The following is a 17275-nucleotide window of genomic DNA, read 5'->3' on the forward strand; positions in this document are numbered from 1 at the left end:
TTATTATATTTAATAAACTAAACGAGGATTAAAAACAAGATCTGCATTATTATTAGGAATGAATTGTTCATCATTAATTTCAAGAATATATTCTTGCAATAAAGGCACAAATTCGTTTGAAGATTGAAAAGAATGGTTATTATAAATGATTTGTTGACTTTCAAAAAATTCTCTATAATAACCATTATCTTCTCCATCATTTAAAAAACAAAAAAGACCTGAAATAAAACCAAAAAGATCACCAGCAAAACACCCTGAAAACACTGTTACAACTGAAATAATATCAAATTCAAAAATATTTTGTTATCTTTTTTGATATAAATCAGAAAGAGCAAACAAACTACCTCCAATAATATTTCCTAAACAACTTGCTAATATTATTTTTTTATTAATCATGTTATTTACCACCTTTTTAATATTTAAATTATTGGTTTAGATATTTTTTTTAAATTAAATGCTTTTCAAGCAAGAGCATCTGCTTCATCATTATATATATTACCACTATGACCTTTAACTCATTTAAAATAAATATTAACATCTTTTGCTATTTTATCATAAAATGCTTTATATGCCTTTGTTTCTACTTTAGTAGTTTTTCATTCACCAGTACATCATTTACTAATTCCAACATAATCATGACAAATTAAAATTGATTTTATATTATTTTCCAAAGCTAACTGCATTGCTTTTTGTGCACCCATTATTTCTCCAGCAACATTTCTTAATTTTGCTCAATTTTCATCATTAAATTTTTCATAAAATATATCTTTTTTGCCATTATTTAAGAAAACAAGTCCATAAGAAAATTGATTAATTTCTTCTTTAAAACTACCATCAGTATATGCTATTACTTCATATTTATAGTGATTTTCAGATTTTATTTGAATTTTATCATCTAAATAATATTGAGCTTCTTTTTTGGTTGCAAATTTTTTATACTGAGCACCAGCAAAATCTTTCATTTGTGTTTCACATTCATTCCAGTTTTCAAATATTCCGATGACTCTACCTTTTTTTACTGCATAAAATTTACTTGCCATAATTATGACTCCTCTATTGTTTATTTTAATTTTACAATAATATTAAATTCGAATGACAACCTTTTTTAGGACTGTTTTTTGGTAGACATTTGTGCTTGGTGTTTTATGGGGGTTAAGTAGTTTAGAGTGCTGTGGATTCTTATGTTGTTGTATCAATTGATACAATCAAATAATTCTAATTTTAATTGGATTAATGATGTAAAATTTTTATCATTATTAAACTCTGTTTTGAAAGTTTTGAAAGTTGCTTCAGCAACAGCGTTATCATAAGGACAACCTTTTTTGCTTAAAGAGTGGGTAATATTGAATGCTAATAAAACTATTGATAAACTTTTATTATTAAATTCATTACCGCGATCGCTATGAAATATTTCAATATTTTTTAAACAACGATTTGAGCAAATAAATGCTTGATATAATAATGATGCATCTTTTTTAGTACCTACACTATGTCCAATAATTTCGCGATTGTACAGGTCGATTAATAAGCAAATATAGTTTCATTTACCATTAACTTGAACATAAGTTAAATCACTAACAATAACTTCATTTTTAAGCCTATTATTAAAGTCTCTATTAACAAGATTAGTAATTTGACTATCATTGACTTTATTATGATAATTTTTTTATGATAATTTAGTGTAATTTGATATTAAATTATGTTTATTCATAATTTTTTTAATTTTTCGTCTTGATAAATTAATTTTCTTTTCTTTTAGAACAACTTTTAATCTTCTTGTTCCATAAGCTTCTTTATTTTCTTTAAAAGCACTAATAACAGCTTCATCATACATATTATTTTGAATTTTATCTTCTTTTTTCTTGAAATTAAAATAATATTTTAATTTAGAGATTTTTAAAAAACGAGAAATTGTGCTAATTTTATATTTAACTTTATTTTTAGTAATAATTTCTATTTTCTGCCTATTATTAGTGCTGCTTGCTTTAAAATATCATTTTCCATTCTTAATTGTTTTAATTCTTTTCTTAATTTAATTAATTCATTTTCTTCAATAGAACGGTTATCTTTAGTTTTAAAACTGCCTGAATTAGTAAATTGCTTAATTCAATTATAAGTAGCTGCTCTTGTAACATTGTACTCTTTAGCAAGACAAGACACTGACTTACCACTCTGATATAAATCTACTATTTATTTTTTAAATTCATCTGAATATGAATTAATATTGGCCATAATTATAATTCCTTTTTTTTAACTAATTTGTTCACTTGTTTACGTAATTAGTGTCCAATAAATTGTAACCCATCCAATTTTCATAAATTAATTCCCCTCAATTTTTACCAATAACTTCTTAAGTTTAAGAAGATAAATATATTTTACATAATTTTTATTATTTTTTAACAGTTTTTTCATAAAATTGTATACTAATAACTTATTAACTAAATCTATTGCACTATTTAAAATAATATAAATTTTAATATATAAAACACTTAAAATATAAAAAAATAATTAATAAAATGATAAAACAAAAATCATGTAAAATGTATAATATAAATTTAAAAGGGGTTAATTAGATTATGCCAATTATTACAACTAAATGCTATATTTCATCATGTGAGAAAGAATATACATTTGACTCTTTATATCTTGATAAATTTATATATTGCAGTGGTAAATGTTATCAACAAGCATTCAATAATACAGTAACAAAATATACACAAAAATAATAAGGGGCGTATCAAGTTAATGGTTAGATTTAAAAAGAAGTTAAATGAGAGATAATACTCTCATTTTTTAATTGTTAAACAATTATAATTAATTATGGCTTTTATCCCTTTATATACTATTTTTAAATTTTATCACATAAATGGAGATAAAAGCCTTATGAGTATTAAGTGCACAATTATTTAATTCTGAAAATCAAGGTATATATGCTAAGTCAATTGATAATAATCAAAAGATTAAATATTGAGCTAGCAACAATACAAGTTTAGAATCAATAAATTCAATAAATCAAGCAATTAATTATACAAATTCAAGTAATAATTATCAATCATATATTTTAAATGAAAAAAATCAAAATATTAATCCAATCTATCAATCAGAATTAGAAACAAGTAATCATAAACATCGACATGAAAAAAGTAGAAATAGATTTAAAAGACAAAATAACAATCTAGTAAAAAAATGAAAAAAAGCACATATTAATGCTTTAACTGATATTTATCGATATAATGTAGGATTAACTTCATCGGGTAATTGAGGAGGAATTTTTACTCCTGAATTTTGAGAATAAATTGTAGACTTAAAATTTTCAAATAATAAACCAGAATTTAAAAATAGTTTCATGTTAAAACTTTCATGGGTTAAAAACCAATTTGTATTACATCCATCAAATAGTGATGATAATGTTAGAACTCTCAAATTCTTTGGTGAAAAAATTTGAGAAAATTGAGAAAAAATAGATAATATATGACAACAAAGTTCTAAGTATAAAAGAATAAAATTATGCATATATTTAGATAGAACTTTTGTTGGTGATTTATTTTTTTCTGATATTGAAACTTTTATAATATATGAAGACACAATTAATTATGAAAATAAATAATTTGATAAATTAAAAGCAGATTTTTCTGATTGAGGTTCAAATAAAACAATCAATTTAGGAATAATAAATATAAATAAAGATTATGAAATTATACATGCAATAAAAATAAAATATCCTAAATTAGATATAGATAGTTTTGAAATTGTAGATAAAACTGATTATTCACACTTTAAACCATTTTTTTCTTGTAAAATAAAAATAATTGGTAATAAATATTCTAATGGTAAATCAAAAGAAACTTTTTCTTATATAACACAAAATAAAATTAATGAATTATCAAATTATATAGAAAATGATCCAAAAGTTAAACAATGACTAGAACATATCAATAATTACAATAAAAATTTACGAACTAAAATAGAACATTTAAAAACTTATATTGATAGTTAAAAATGAATCACAAAAAATACAGAAAAAGAAATCATTAAAAGTTATATAAGAGATTGAAGTTATGTTTCGACTTTAATTGAACATGAATTAAAATTAGATGAATTAAATAAAAATGTTCAAGAAATAAAATCAACTTTTGATAATATAAAAAATCAAATTAATGATTTAGATAATAGAGTTCAAAATCTAGAAAATGTTTCAAGTTGAAATTGTGGAGGCTTTTTAATAATCTGTGTATCTTTGTTTTACAAATTTACTAGTTTAGATTAATTCTATCTTCAAATTTTATCATAAAATGAGCAATTGCTGTATTTCAATTTTGAATGGGCGTTGTTCATTTTTTTGTTATATTTTCAATTGCTAAGTAAAATATTTTGAAAACTGCCATATCATTTGAAAAAACTTTTTTATTTCTAATAACTTTTCGTAATTGACTATTAACAGATTCAATAGCATTGGTTGTATAAATCACTCTTTTGATTTCTACAGGATAAATAATAAAAACCATTAAATTATCTCAATTTTTATATCAGGATTTAGCAATTTGAGGATATTGTTTATTTCATTTACTTTCAAAAGTTTCTAAATCTTGCATTGCTTGTTCTTCACTACATGCACTATAAATTGGTTTTAAATCTGTAACTAGTTATTTTATATGTTTGTATGAAACATATTTTAAACTATTTCTAATTTGATGAACTATGCATAATTGATGTTCGGTTTTAGGATAAACTGATTGTATTGCTTCTGACATTCCTGTTAAATTGTCACTACAAGCAATAAGAATATCATTTAAGCCTCGATTTTTCATTTCTGTGAAATTAGATAATCAAAACTTAGAATCTTCATTTTCACTAATTCATAAACCTAAAAAATCTTTTTTACCTTCTAAATCAACTCCTAATGCTATATAAACTGATTTGTTAATAATGCGTTTATCTTGTCGTACTTTAACTACTATACAATCAAAATAAACAATCGGATAAACACTTTCTAATGGCCGATTTTGTCATGCTTTAACATCATCAATAACATCATCAGTAATTTGACTAATAACACTTTCACTAATATCAGCACCATGATATAACTCTTGTAACTGCATTCTAATATCTGATAAAGTCATGCCTTTGGCATATAATGAAAGAACTTGTTGATCAAAACCATCAAATCTTCTTTGTCTTTTTGCAACTATTACTGGCTCAAAATTACTATTACGATCTCGTGGTACATTAATCTCAATTTTACCTTGTTGGGTTATTAATTTTTTTGAATTTATACCATTGCGAGCATTATCACTATTATTATGTTGATTTTTTTCATATCCTAAATAATTTTTCATTTCAGAATTCAACATTTTTTCAACTAATCTTTTTGTTAATTCTTTATATAAACCTCCCTCTTTAAATACGGTTGTTAAATCCTCAGTATTTTATAATAATAAATCTACTGCTTTTGATATTGGATCATTATTATTAATATTTTGTTTTTTAGAAATACGTAACTCACTCTTTCTAGTTATTTAATTTTATTTACTAGAATTAATTAAACATAGTTATTTTTGTAAGTTACGCAGATTACTAAACATTACCAAATTGTGTGCTAATACAGTAGCATTTGCAGGTGGTTTTATTTCCTTAGTGCCTGTATTTGGAACTGTTGGTAGTGCTGTTGCAACTATGACTTCTAGTGCTTGTGCTATTGCGGGTGTCTAATTTAAAAAATTTATTAATCATGAAGAACATTTGCCAATTGATAATAAACCTAATTTTTCTACAACTAATATAACAAGTTTATAATAAAATTTAAAAATATAAACAAAAAAGTTACTTTAATTGGTAACTTTTTAATTAGGTGCCAACTTAATTATTTATAAATAAAACATAAGTTTGAAAAAATTAATATTATCATCATCATATACTTACTTATGTAAGTATCATTAGATTATAGCATGAGATATTTAAGATTTTTCAATTTTATTATTTTTTTCTGATTGTTGTCCATCCAAAAATTTATCTAATTTATCATATAATATTTTTTTTCTTTATATCTTAAATTTGAAATAATACAACAACCAAAAATTAATCCAAAAACATTTAATGCAATAAAAAGTAATAAAATTCCATAAGTATTATTTTCATTACATAATTTTGTACCTTTATTAATTAAATATACAAAAACTAATATTCCAATTATAATGAATATTGCTATTAAAGAAATAATACCTCTTAACATAATAACTCCTTTGTTTTTTTTAAATAATTTTACTTAAATTATATCAATATTATCTATTATTCAATATTATTTTATAAATACTTACTTTTAATGATTTGATTGTAATATAACCATAACCATATTGAGCCGGTACAGTATCAATAATAATTCTGTTTTCAATTTTTCCTAATGTTGCTTGTAAATAAAAATTTCATTTTAATTTATTATTAACTATTGATAAAACCATTGATTGTTTGTTATTAAATTCAATAGGAAATTACCAATTAAAGGAATCACTTAATGCAAAAGGTAATCATTGATTTGAATCATAAGGGATTTGTATTAAAGGACTAAATACTACACTATTAAAATTTAATATTGCTGACATATATTTTTGTGTTATTTTACTATAATCTACAGTTGGACTTCTTATAATTAAATGAGTATCTGGGTCTTTATATTTAAAATTACTTGACATATCAACATTATAATTACCCGTTAAATTATTTATATTTCATTCACTATCTCAAAAGAATTTAACTTTACCAATATCTTCAGCATTACTTAATCTTGCTTTATCTTTATCAAAAGAAAGCATACCTTTAAAATCTTTTGTTACAAATAAATTATCTTGAAAATTTAATGAAGTTTTTAATCATTCTGTAAAATTTTTAAAATTAGTAAATCCAGTAGGTTTAGCATCCACAATATTATAAAATGTAGTTTCTGGATGACTACTTGTAGTTATTTTATCATTTATACCAGCAAGTAAACCACCATTATTTTTAATATCAGTTGTAGATTTTTCATTATTACCAGCAATAAATAATCTTCTTAAAGCAAATACTTTACTTTCAAATATTTCTTCTGTTCCTTGTTGTATTGGTTCTTGACCTTGAATTATTGGTCTTCCATAATAATAACAACTTGATAATAATTCTAATCCATAACTTTGTCTATGACTATAACGTACACCAATATCACGCATTAAAGTTGCTTTTCCTTCTTGAATAGTAGGAAAAGCATAACCACTACCTGGTGAAGCATATTGTACAAAATCAAGTGTATTTTGATTACTAGAAACTACTCTATCATTTAAACTACTAAAAGTTAATACTTGCATACTAAATGTACCATTATAAGGACTATAATAATTTGTTACATTTGAAATATATAATAATTGTCTATCTTGATTTTTACCACTATTACCACCAATATTTTCATTTTCATCATTAAATACAACAAAAAATTGTAAATAATCATCAATTGTAATATGTTCTTCAAACATTACTAAAGTATATTGTCTTTTAGTTTGTACTGTTTTAAATATTTGATTATTTGGTAAATTACTAAAATCAACACCACTTGTATCATCAATTAAATAAGCATTTCAATAATCACTAATTTTATATTTTTTTGTATAAAATTCATCTTGACCTGTAACTTTATGAGTTTCTTCATTAATTTTACCTTTATTTTTTGATATATTTTTGTACTATTTTTTCAAATACATACAACTGGAGTATTACCAGTTAATATTAATTCATATTGACCAAAATCACTTATTTTACTATTAATTGGTTTATAACCAGTTTCAGTTAAAGGTATAGTACCATTATTTATAATAAATGAAAATATTTTTCAATGTGATTGTCTTTTAATTAATATTTGTTGCATCTTTAATCTCATGTGAGCGTGTTTCATTAATTGTATTTGTTGATGTCTGATCATTTTCATTATCTCCTAAATCTTTATTTAATTTTTGATTTTCATTAATAAAATTTTCTAATTTATTTTCAGCCATAAGTTGGTCAATATTATCATATTCACCAATTGCTTCAGTTATTGTCATTGTATTATTATTTAATCTTGAATTAATAATTTGGTCTTGTACTATTTGGTCAGTCATAGCAATCGGTATAAATTTAAAACTATAAGGTCTTTCAACATTACTATTTCATAAATTTTCACTAATAAGTAATAAATCAAATATACGATAAAAATAAGCACTATAAAATGCTATTTTTATTTCTGTTGTTTCCATATCATATTTATTATTAAACATACTTTGTGTTTTATTAGTATAAATATCACTACCATGTTCATCATAATCATAACCAGCACCATTAAATATTACTTTAGCAGTACCATTATAATCTAATCAATATTCATTAAATTTTGTATTACCTTGTATAATTTGCATTCCGCCATTACCATTTTTATCATAACCAGCACTACCAACATTAACAAACATATCTTTTTTAGGATTTTCAATAATATTACCATTTTCTTGCATTTCTTTAACTGTTTCATTATCTAATGATGCAAATAAAGTAGTAACATTTAATTCTCTTTCTAATCTTTTTTGTCTAATTAAAAGATTTAAATCTCAAATTAAATCTCATACTGGTGTACAATCTGGATAAGCATTTAAAGTTGTAGTATTACCATATAAATTAATAATTGGTAAATTAGTTATTTCAAAAATTGGTATATAATTAAATGGATTTTTAATTTCATAAGTTTTTAATGGAGTAATATTTGGTTTTAATTTAGTACGTGTAGAACCTAAAATAATATCTTTATTATTATCTTTATATGTTTCATATTTAACTTTTCCTTTTTGAATTGTTACTCATGTTAAAGTTGCACTATCTGCTTGTTCATTAATAAAATAAAATTCTGCTGATTGTTCTTGTTCATTATATTTAGCAACTCTACCACAAAAACTATTAGGTAATATTTTAAGTGATTTACTATTATCTTCATTAACTATAATCATAATAAATACTTTACCCATTAAACTATTTTGTAAACCAAATTTATAAAATTTTTCTAATCATTTATCTTTTAAATTCATTTCATTTAAATAATCTAATATTTCTTTTCTACTTGAATTAAATAAAAAACCTTTACCTAATCATAATTTAGTTGATTTTTGAGCAATAATCATAGGTATATCAATATATCAATTACTTTTATCACAACTTAAATATTCCATTGTATTTATCATAATTCATCACCATTAAATTTATTTTTATTAATTAATAATTTATTATTAATACCATTAATTAATCATTTCATTTCATGCATTAAAGCATACATATCACTATCTCAAGTATCATCATGTAAATCTAACATTTTAGGAGTATTATTATTACTATCTAATTTCTTTTTATCTAATCATTGCATTAAACTATATTGTCTTTTAGTAGACATTTTTCTCAATTAAAACTAATAATATTTTTAAGCATACAAATTGTTGTAAAATCAATTCTATCATTTAAATATAAAATTGATTTATCTACTGCTATAAATTTTAATCATGTTATATTACGTTTTTTAACTCAACTTTTTAAAACATCAATAAATACTAATCCACCATTACCATAATCAACATAACAAATAAAACCAAATAACATTGCTATATAACGTTTACTTTCATTTAAATAATAATTAATAATATCATTTGCTAAAGTATCAGTATCTTTATATTGCATAGTAACATTACTATGATAAAATTCACTTTCTTTATGCGCTCTTCTACTATTTTCATTTTCACCAATAAATCATAAACTTCCAGCAGTAGGATGACCACTTGAACTTGTTGCCATACCAATATCTAATCCACCAGTTAATCTTTCTACTTGAAAATCTAATTTAGTTCGTACTTTATCAAGATATCTTGCAAATATAGCATCAGTAAGAATACTAGGAACTCCATAATATCAACTTTGTGCTTTAATAGGGTCTAATACTTTTAATTCTTCTAAATCATTAATCATATCTAATGTCAAATTATGAGAATTTACTTTTCAATTTGAATAATGAAATAATTTAGGCTTTTATCTTCATTTATGTGATAAAATTTAAAAATAGTACATAAAGGGATAAAAGCATAAGTAAATTCTTTATTCATAAAATTATCCTTGTAATTCTTCTAATTTTAAAAGTTGACCATATCTTGTAGGGTCACTAACAATAGCAATTGTATCATTTTGCATTTGTAAAGAAAGTGTCATTCTATCATTAACTTTATCTCAATCCAAAGTTTGAACATCAGTATTTAACTCACCATATAAAAATTCTTTACAAATAAAAGCAAATTTTTTAATACTTGTTTCACTTTCAAAATTATAATAAATTTTATATTTAGTATTTGTTTTAAAAATATATTTAATGTTATTTATATTAACTTTCGTTCCTACTTTTTTTCATTGTGGAATAGTTGGAGTTGGGCTAGGTGCTGGTTCTTTTTTGTTAATTTCATTAATAGCAGCAGCAATAGTTTTATTAGTGGTTTCTAAAATAGGAATTTCAGTACTAATAGTATTAATAGAAAAAGCATATTTAAAATGGTCTTTATTCATTTTATCTTCTAATTTTTTATCTACTTCTTCTTTTTTATAATAATCAGATAAATCAGTAGAACCACCAGTAGCACTAATTTTATTATTTTCATCAATTTTAATATTTTCACCAGCAGTTAATTCATCTTGTTTTAATAACAATTTATTATCAGTTTCTTCTTTTTTATAATAATCAGTTAAATTAGGTATTTTATTATCAACATATTCTTTAGTTGTAGCATCACTTAAAAATGTAGGAGTTCCAACATCAATTATACTTTTACTATTAGCATCAATACCTTTATAATCTTTTGGTTTAATAAAATTAGGATTATCTTTATCAACTTCTCATAATGAATTATCAATATCTGTTTTAATACCAGTAGTATCAATATTAACTATTGGTCTTAATAAATTTTGTGGATGACTAATAGTAATTTTAGTTCTAAAATCTAATGATTTTATATTATTATATGGTATATATGCATTTAATAGACTATCTTCACCACAATTTGAAATAAATTTATTAAATCAATTATTTTTTTGTGGTTCTATATCTTTTAATTTAAAACCTTTAATATTTGGATATTCTTTAATTTTTCTTAAACAATTAAATACTTCTGGTGGTATAAAATAAGGGTCATCTGGATTAGTTTCACTATAAGTTAATCCACCTTGACTAATTGAACCTTTACCACGTAAATAATCTACATCTTTAGTTAATAAAAAATCTAACATAATGAGTAGTTGCTGTTTGAATATTATCAGTAAAATCAGTTGGTGTTATTTCTGGTCATTTTTTTGAAATAGTAAAACCACTTAAATAATCAATATTAATACTTGCTACAGATATTGCAAATCAAATTTCATTATCTGGAGTAGTAACTTTATCAAATAATAATTCATTAAAATATTTAGAATTTTTAAATTCTTCAACTGTTATAAATAAAATTGGGTCTTTAATTGCCATTAAAATTTACTCCTTAATGTAAAATAAAGGGTATTTAAACCCTTTAAATTTTAAATTTAGTTGCTTTTTGTTTATCTTTTTCTGATAATTATTTCTTTTTAGATTTTTGTAATAAAACAAAATTATCTACTTGTTCTTTATCTAGATTAAAACTATCAAGTAATTTAGCAGTTGATGTAGTTTCTAATTGTAAATTAGTATTTAATTTTTTAATATTTGCTGTAATAAATTCTAATTCTTTATTACGTTTTAATTCTTTTGCTAAATTTGATTGTTTTGATTTTTTAATTGATTTGCCAAATAATAGAAATGCTAAAGTAATACATATTCCACTAGCAACTGCTCCTCCTATTACTGCTGATATTAATTCTATTGAAAAATTCATTTTTTATTCCTCCAATTGTATTTTATTTGAATGTTGTTTACATAAATGACATTCTTTTTTATGTTTTTTAATTTATTTATATTGATATATTAAATAAGGACTTGTAATAATAATTGGTATAATTATTAATAAATATTTAATTAATTTTCCATAATTACCTAATTTAGTTACTAAATTTAATCCAATATGACCAAACATAGGAAATAAAGTTAATATTAAATGGTCTGGTCAAGTAAAATTATATTGATTAGTATAATTACCTATTCCCAGTGATATTGGTATTTTAGGTATTAATCAAGGTGTTATTGTAAAAAATAATGTTATTAACATACCAATAATATGACTAGTTATTTTTAAAATATTTGATATTAAAATTTTAATTTTATCTATATGAGTACTATTTTTATTAAATCAAATCTTATTTAATCTTTTATATTCTTTATTATCTTTTGATATTGGATTAATAGTATTTCATATACCAATTGGTTTAATTGGTTTTGTTAACTCTATATCCATATAATCACCTACTTTCATGTTTTATATTTACTTTTATTTTTATAAATTGAAATACCAATATTTTTATTTAAATTATTAGTTTTATGAAAAGTTAAATATTCTTTTCTTTATACTCTTCATGCTCTACTGCCTAATTCAGTTTTTGGTAAAGTTTTAAATTCTTTAAGTTTAAAAAATCCGCGTTCTAATCTATTAATAAATGCAGTTGTTTTTAAAACATTAATATTAGTTGATTTAATAATGTTATAGCGTTGTTTACCTTTACTAATACCTTTCTGTTTTTTTAATTGTTTCTTTACATATTGACGTATTTGACTTGGTAAAAACCCTCTTAAAAAATATCTTCAAAATATTGTTCCAGCGCCATTAACATTTTTACCTTTTTGAACTTTCATTAAATTTCAAGTTTCTTCTGGTACATTTGGATAAGTATATACACCATATAAACGTTTATTTTTAGATGTATCACTTTGAAATAAAGCTTGTAATATTCCAACTTTTAATGACTGATTAGATTTATAAAATAAACCTTTTTTAAATCATGAACTTGATAATATTACTCAACCTTTATCATCTTTATTATTTTTTTCATTAGATTGTGATTCTTTATTATCATTTTCTTTAAATAACTTATTAATTTTATTTATAGGTTTAAATACTAATTTATCTAATTGAGTTTTTAATTGAGTTAATTCATTAGGTTTTAAAATTGAAATAAGTTTTTTAATAATATTTGGATTAAATGTTGAATATCGTTGGTCAAGTTCATCTTCATTAATATTTTCACTATCTAAAACTGATTTTAAACTTTGATTTTTACTATATAACTTTAATAAACTAATAATTGCAGTTCTAATATCATTAGTTTCTAATGCAGAATAGATAATTCTAATAATTAAAGGTAACATTATAAACTCATATGGTTATAATCTCAATTTAATGAAGCATTATCAAAATTTAATGGTACTTCACTCATATTATCACTACCATATTGACTTGCATTATCATTAATTAATCTTGCAGTTTCATTAGTAAATGGTGTTTCTTGCATTTCTTCAATATGATTATTAGTTTCCATTGGTAATAAATTATGAATAATTTCAGATGCACCAGCAACTATTGTTGGCATTGCATAAGCATTATTAAAATCATTATTTATAACCATAGCAACACCACTACTAATCAAACATCCACCAGTACCCATATTTGCTATTTTACGTATAGTTTCAAACTTGCTAGGTATTAATTCAGTAATACCAGCAAGTAGATTAGCAATACCATATGAGTTAAGACTAATAAATGTATCTCAATCCATTAAATGATTATTAGTAATACTAGTATTACTTAATAATAAATCTGGAAAAGGGTCTACTGTTGTTGTAGTAATTGGATTTTCTGTTGGATTGGAATTAATAGAAGAGTTAGTAAATTTACTATAATTTGCTAAACCAATTGTTCCTAATCCTAATAATATTTTTTTAGAACTATTAAGTAATTTAGTTTTAATACTAGGAATTTGATTTAAATTTCATATATCAATTCCTAATTTTTTTGAAAATAATAAAGCATTTATACTTCCTAATACTGGATTACCTATTAATTGACCATAATAAGCACTTGTACCAATCATTGCACTTAATGGTGCTATTCCAATTCTTATTAATTTAATTAAAGTATAATTATTCAATTGTGTAGTATCAACATGTTGTTGTGGCATGTTTATTTTCTCCTTTTAATAATTTAGTATTTTTTTTTAATTTGAATAAGTATTTTACCTTTATAATTAACATTATCTCCAACACAAACAGCAAAACTTTCATGTGGATTTGATACAATAACATAATTTGGATTTAAAGTTGGAAATTCATAAAGTAATATTGCTAATATATCTTTTGAACTATTTAAATCTTCTGGTTTTGGTGAATTTATAATAATATGTGATTTATTATTAAAAACATCATAAATATAAGTCATAATATTATGCCTTTGTAAAACTTAATTTTACTGTTCCATAATAATAAGTTTTATTACCAGTCATAATAGCATATGTATCAGTTATATTACTATATTTTGCTTTAGTTGATTCAAAACCATTATTACCAACTTTTACTATTGCAATATCTAATTCAGCATTAGTAGGTTTATCACCAGCCATAGTTATTTTTCCTAAATTTTTATAATAAATTACATCTTGTAAATCTAAAATATTCATATTATCATAATCAGTACTTTGATAAGTAGCATTAATATTAGTTGCATCAATTTTATAATTTTTTGCTCTTGCTTCTTTAATTTCATCTACTGTTGGCATTTTTTCTTGAATAATATACATTAAATTAGGTCTTATTGCTAATGGTAATGAATATAATGCTTTAACAATAATACGAATATTATCTGTAGCATTATCTAATTTATTTCTTACTTTTGTAAATGAAATAGGCATACCTCACATATATCTGTTATAAACTACACCAAATAAATCTAATAATTTATAATCTTTTTCTAAATGCATATCAGAAACAGTATCATGAATAAAATCTTGTTCTAAATAAAAACTTTCATAAAATTCCATTCCCATAATTTGATTTTTATATCTTTTACCAGTTGCTAAAGTATTAGCTGCAATTTGACCATAATTTAATAATGTAAATGCTTTTGCAAGATTAAAACTACTATCAATAGCACAAGCACCAGTTAAATCTACTTTATTAATACCAACTGTAATATCATCTACTTTTTTAATTAATTTATTATTTTTTTCTCCAATTATATAATAAGCATTTAATGCTTGTTCTTTAGTCATATTATTTAAATTTAAAGGTAATACTAATGATTTAGCAATTGCATAATATTTTGTACCTTGTAAAAATATTAATTCAAAATTTTCTCTTAAATTTCTCATAAATGAACTTGTTCAATTTGAAACAATTTGTGTTGCTATATTTGCTGATGAAGTCATAAATCTTTCAATATCAAATTCTGGAATATTAAAATCAATTGTTAATTCTTTATCAATAATTAATGTTGTTGTTTTAACTATTCCTTTTTGTCTTTTAGTACCAGTAAATTCATCTCATGTTGAACCTCATAATACACGAACAGTTGCTCTATAAATTGCCATTGCTACACCACTAATATTTGCTATTTGGTCAGCAGTAACAGTATTTCTCATAAATAAAGTACTTAATTCAGCAGTTAATTCACCACGAACTTGTGCTTCAAGTACACTTAAAACAGCATTTTCAGTAGGAGAATTACCACCAATAATAAATGCTTTAGGTATTTGTGGAATTGCCATTTTATCCTCTTTCTATTTAATAGATTGAAGTGCATTTCCTCTTGCTAAATTTACAAGTTTTTCTAATTCATTAACATCAGTAATACCTGTAGTTTTTGCTTTTTCATTTAATTTTCTTTCTAATTCTTCTGGATTAATACTATTTGTATGTAAATCTAAAAGAGTTTTAGGATTAAAATTATTTGAATTAAATTTATTTTCTTGTTTAATAGGTTCTAATGTTTTATCAATTAAAAACTCTTTATAATCTTCATTTATTTTATTAAATGCTTCTTGTTTAGATAAAGATTTATAATTATCAGTACTCATTAAATTTTTAATTAAATTTACTTTTTTAGTATCTTTAATATTTGAAAATAATTGTTGCTCTTCAAAACTATTAATTTTATTTTCATATTCTTTTATTTTAGTTTCATATTCACTTAATTTAGGTTCAATATTTTTTTTACTTTCAGCATATACTACATTTCTATGTTGTTTTAGTAAATTTTTAACATCATCTAAACTATAATTCTCTTTTTCATCAAAAGTAAAATCACTCATACTTTTAATCTCCCTTTATTAATTTTTAATAATTCACTTGTTTAATAGGTCACTTTTATATATGTTATTTAACATATTCATTTTATATAATTATATCATTTTTATCCTTTAAAATAAAGAAAAAAACCTATATTTATTATAGGTTTCTAATCATTATTTTCTATTTTTCTAGGTTCATAAATATTAATAATTATATTACTTTTTATACTATTATCATCTTCATTAATATCAAATTCATTTGGATGAGATTTTAATCAATGTGTATAAATTAATTCTGGTTTTACTAATGATTTTTCTAAAATATGAGTTGAAATTATTGCTCTTGCATTATCATAATCTTTAATAAAATTTTTACGTCATGGATTGCTTCTACGTCGGCAATCATAAACAAATTTTCTATCAATTCCAAGTGCATTATTTAATCCTTGTGGTGTTAATGTTTTATTTTTATTTCTTAAATAATTACTAATTGTAACATCATAATTTCCTAATTCTTTTTTTGCTGACATATTATCACCTTATTTTAAAACATATATATTTAATTATATCGTTTTACAATTATCATATTTTTAAACTTTATTTCTAAAATTACTATAATCAAAATCATAAATTAAGAAAGGAAATAATATTATGAATTTTCTTAACAATGAACTTAATTATGATGAACTTGATAATCAAATTAAAAATAATGGTTTAAATTATTTTACAAATCTATTAAAAGCATATGATGATTTTTGACATCAAAATATATATGATAAAACTAAGCATAAATATGTTAAAACTGCAAAAAGAAGCCCAAATACTCAATATGGTAAAATAAATAATTTTTATCGTAGAGGTTATTTAATATTAGAAACTAATAAATATTATTATCCTTTAGATGATTATATAAAAATTAAAAAAAAGAAAAAGAACACTTACTAGTTTAGAACATACAATAATAAAAAATTAAGGTAATGGTAAAAGACAATCTGATGTACAAGATATAATAAAAAATACTAATTTT

25 protein-coding genes and 1 pseudogene are annotated in these 17275 nt (G+C 22.2%); 3 read left to right on the plus strand and 23 right to left on the minus strand.

What is annotated here, in order from left to right:
- Positions 1 to 9 precede the first annotated feature (9 nt).
- The 5 genes from AC6I4F_RS08800 to AC6I4F_RS08820 all read right to left on the minus strand — a co-directional run bounded on the left by AC6I4F_RS08800 (position 10) and on the right by AC6I4F_RS08820 (position 2160).
- Entirely contained in the window at positions 10 to 264 is a 255-nt protein-coding gene (locus AC6I4F_RS08800) for a hypothetical protein (RefSeq protein ID WP_497873641.1), read from the minus strand.
- 155 nt (positions 265 to 419) lie between these two features.
- A complete protein-coding gene (locus AC6I4F_RS08805) occupies positions 420 to 1040 on the minus strand; it encodes a ribonuclease H1 domain-containing protein (protein ID WP_497873642.1) in 621 nt (206 codons plus the stop codon).
- A 65-nt stretch (positions 1041 to 1105) separates the two neighbouring features.
- On the minus strand, positions 1106 to 1633 hold the full coding sequence (locus tag AC6I4F_RS08810) for an IS3 family transposase (RefSeq protein WP_497874695.1): 528 nt from the start codon (positions 1631 to 1633) through the stop codon (positions 1106 to 1108).
- A gap of 33 nt (positions 1634 to 1666) precedes the next feature.
- Positions 1667 to 1834 carry an IS3 family transposase gene (locus AC6I4F_RS08815; protein WP_497873643.1) on the minus strand — a complete coding sequence of 56 codons (168 nt, stop codon included), beginning with the start codon at positions 1832 to 1834 and terminating at the stop codon, positions 1667 to 1669.
- A gap of 119 nt (positions 1835 to 1953) precedes the next feature.
- Complete coding sequence (locus tag AC6I4F_RS08820; protein ID WP_497873115.1) at positions 1954 to 2160, minus strand: hypothetical protein; 207 nt, start codon at positions 2158 to 2160, stop codon at positions 1954 to 1956.
- A gap of 706 nt (positions 2161 to 2866) precedes the next feature.
- Here AC6I4F_RS08820 and AC6I4F_RS08825 point away from each other — a divergent pair.
- Together AC6I4F_RS08825 and AC6I4F_RS08830 are read left to right on the plus strand one after the other, a co-directional pair.
- The gene (locus AC6I4F_RS08825; protein WP_497873644.1) at positions 2867 to 3295 is read left to right on the plus strand and encodes a hypothetical protein; all 429 of its coding nucleotides are present in this window, start codon (positions 2867 to 2869) and stop codon (positions 3293 to 3295) included.
- Positions 3296 to 3346: 51 nt separating this feature from the next.
- Positions 3347 to 3607, plus strand: a complete 261-nt coding sequence (locus tag AC6I4F_RS08830; protein WP_497873645.1) for a hypothetical protein — start codon at positions 3347 to 3349, stop codon at positions 3605 to 3607.
- A gap of 646 nt (positions 3608 to 4253) precedes the next feature.
- Here AC6I4F_RS08830 and AC6I4F_RS08835 read toward each other — a convergent pair.
- The 18 genes and pseudogenes from AC6I4F_RS08835 to AC6I4F_RS08920 form a co-directional block, all read right to left on the minus strand.
- Positions 4254 to 5414: pseudogene (locus tag AC6I4F_RS08835) on the minus strand (IS256 family transposase).
- Positions 5415 to 6010: 596 nt separating this feature from the next.
- Positions 6011 to 6229, minus strand: a complete 219-nt coding sequence (locus AC6I4F_RS08840) for a hypothetical protein (protein ID WP_497873646.1) — start codon at positions 6227 to 6229, stop codon at positions 6011 to 6013.
- A gap of 49 nt (positions 6230 to 6278) precedes the next feature.
- On the minus strand, positions 6279 to 6455 hold the full coding sequence (locus AC6I4F_RS08845) for a hypothetical protein (RefSeq protein ID WP_497873647.1): 177 nt from the start codon (positions 6453 to 6455) through the stop codon (positions 6279 to 6281).
- 30 nt (positions 6456 to 6485) lie between these two features.
- Positions 6486 to 7496 carry a hypothetical protein gene (locus AC6I4F_RS08850; protein WP_497873648.1) on the minus strand — a complete coding sequence of 337 codons (1011 nt, stop codon included), beginning with the start codon at positions 7494 to 7496 and terminating at the stop codon, positions 6486 to 6488.
- 89 nt (positions 7497 to 7585) lie between these two features.
- The gene (locus AC6I4F_RS08855) at positions 7586 to 7885 is read right to left on the minus strand and encodes a hypothetical protein (RefSeq protein WP_497873649.1); all 300 of its coding nucleotides are present in this window, start codon (positions 7883 to 7885) and stop codon (positions 7586 to 7588) included.
- Positions 7866 to 9221: a hypothetical protein gene (locus AC6I4F_RS08860; RefSeq protein ID WP_497873650.1), complete on the minus strand. Its 1356-nt coding sequence runs from the start codon at positions 9219 to 9221 to the stop codon at positions 7866 to 7868. The genes AC6I4F_RS08855 and AC6I4F_RS08860 overlap by 20 nt, the downstream gene beginning before the upstream one ends.
- Positions 9215 to 9400: a hypothetical protein gene (locus AC6I4F_RS08865; RefSeq protein WP_497874224.1), complete on the minus strand. Its 186-nt coding sequence runs from the start codon at positions 9398 to 9400 to the stop codon at positions 9215 to 9217. Before AC6I4F_RS08865 ends, AC6I4F_RS08860 begins: the two co-directional genes overlap by 7 nt.
- Positions 9400 to 10005 (minus strand): hypothetical protein, encoded by a 606-nt coding sequence (locus AC6I4F_RS08870; RefSeq protein ID WP_497873652.1) that lies wholly within the window; start codon positions 10003 to 10005, stop codon positions 9400 to 9402. Before AC6I4F_RS08870 ends, AC6I4F_RS08865 begins: the two co-directional genes overlap by 1 nt.
- A 126-nt stretch (positions 10006 to 10131) precedes the next feature.
- On the minus strand, positions 10132 to 11295 hold the full coding sequence (locus AC6I4F_RS08875; protein WP_497873653.1) for a hypothetical protein: 1164 nt from the start codon (positions 11293 to 11295) through the stop codon (positions 10132 to 10134).
- Positions 11273 to 11527, minus strand: a complete 255-nt coding sequence (locus AC6I4F_RS08880; RefSeq protein WP_497873654.1) for a hypothetical protein — start codon at positions 11525 to 11527, stop codon at positions 11273 to 11275. Before AC6I4F_RS08880 ends, AC6I4F_RS08875 begins: the two co-directional genes overlap by 23 nt.
- An 88-nt stretch (positions 11528 to 11615) precedes the next feature.
- Positions 11616 to 11912: a hypothetical protein gene (locus AC6I4F_RS08885; protein ID WP_497873655.1), complete on the minus strand. Its 297-nt coding sequence runs from the start codon at positions 11910 to 11912 to the stop codon at positions 11616 to 11618.
- Positions 11913 to 11984: 72 nt separating this feature from the next.
- A complete protein-coding gene (locus tag AC6I4F_RS08890; protein WP_497873656.1) occupies positions 11985 to 12428 on the minus strand; it encodes a hypothetical protein in 444 nt (147 codons plus the stop codon).
- A gap of 107 nt (positions 12429 to 12535) precedes the next feature.
- On the minus strand, positions 12536 to 13336 hold the full coding sequence (locus AC6I4F_RS08895) for a hypothetical protein (RefSeq protein ID WP_497873657.1): 801 nt from the start codon (positions 13334 to 13336) through the stop codon (positions 12536 to 12538).
- On the minus strand, positions 13336 to 14145 hold the full coding sequence (locus AC6I4F_RS08900; protein ID WP_497873658.1) for a hypothetical protein: 810 nt from the start codon (positions 14143 to 14145) through the stop codon (positions 13336 to 13338). The genes AC6I4F_RS08895 and AC6I4F_RS08900 overlap by 1 nt, the downstream gene beginning before the upstream one ends.
- A gap of 23 nt (positions 14146 to 14168) precedes the next feature.
- Complete coding sequence (locus tag AC6I4F_RS08905; RefSeq protein ID WP_497873659.1) at positions 14169 to 14402, minus strand: hypothetical protein; 234 nt, start codon at positions 14400 to 14402, stop codon at positions 14169 to 14171.
- Positions 14403 to 14406: 4 nt separating this feature from the next.
- A complete protein-coding gene (locus AC6I4F_RS08910; protein WP_497873660.1) occupies positions 14407 to 15726 on the minus strand; it encodes a hypothetical protein in 1320 nt (439 codons plus the stop codon).
- Positions 15727 to 15738: 12 nt separating this feature from the next.
- Positions 15739 to 16269, minus strand: a complete 531-nt coding sequence (locus AC6I4F_RS08915) for a hypothetical protein (protein ID WP_497873661.1) — start codon at positions 16267 to 16269, stop codon at positions 15739 to 15741.
- Positions 16270 to 16415: 146 nt separating this feature from the next.
- Positions 16416 to 16778: a hypothetical protein gene (locus AC6I4F_RS08920; RefSeq protein ID WP_497873662.1), complete on the minus strand. Its 363-nt coding sequence runs from the start codon at positions 16776 to 16778 to the stop codon at positions 16416 to 16418.
- Positions 16779 to 16899: 121 nt separating this feature from the next.
- Between AC6I4F_RS08920 and AC6I4F_RS08925 the strand changes: the two genes are divergently transcribed.
- On the plus strand, positions 16900 to 17193 hold the full coding sequence (locus AC6I4F_RS08925; RefSeq protein WP_497873663.1) for a hypothetical protein: 294 nt from the start codon (positions 16900 to 16902) through the stop codon (positions 17191 to 17193).
- Positions 17194 to 17275: the final 82 nt, after the last annotated feature.

It is taken from the genome of Spiroplasma ixodetis, assembly GCF_059729505.1.